We start from the raw sequence: 560 nt of genomic DNA, 5'->3' as shown, positions 1-560 counted from the left end.
GAATATCAAGACAATGAAGGCCAAACACAATCTAAAGCATTAACACTCAAAGTAGGCGATAGCCTTGAAGAAGTGGCAACCTACATTAATGCCCAGCAATCGGTAGTCGATGCTTCCGTAACGCAAGATCATCAACTGCAGTTTTTTACCTCGACACTGAATGCGCCAGAAGGCATCACATGGAAAGGCAATTTTGCCGATGAGATGGATATAGGTTCCGGTGAGTTGGTGACCGTTGATGATCTCGATATGTCGACAGTAGGAGGCGCTCAGCTTGCCATTAGTGTGGTGGATGCGGCGATAAAGTATGTTGATTCTCATCGCAGTGAAATAGGTGGATTTCAGAACCGTGTGAGTGGTACGATCGATAATTTAAACACCATTAACCGGAGTGTTTCGGAGTCAAAAGGGCGAATTCGAGATACAGACTTTGCTCGGGAGTCGACAGAAATGGTGCGCTCTCAGGTGCTGCAGGATGCGACAACTGCATTACTCGCTCAAGCGAAGCAAAGGCCGAGCTCAGCACTAGGCTTGCTCAGTTGAACGTGTTTCAGCGATGC

The 560-nt window shown here is 47.5% G+C and carries 1 protein-coding gene; it reads left to right on the top strand.

What is annotated here, in order from left to right; all coding sequences use genetic code 11:
- On the top strand, positions 1-543 hold a 543-nt coding region (locus R8O11_RS30220; RefSeq protein ID WP_318195262.1), incomplete at its 5' end, for a flagellin.
- Positions 544-560: the final 17 nt, after the last annotated feature.

The sequence above is a fragment of the Vibrio sp. 1288 genome (assembly GCF_033344475.1).
Note: the sequence above shows the minus strand (reverse complement) of the source record. Positions and strands in the feature narration are given on the sequence as shown.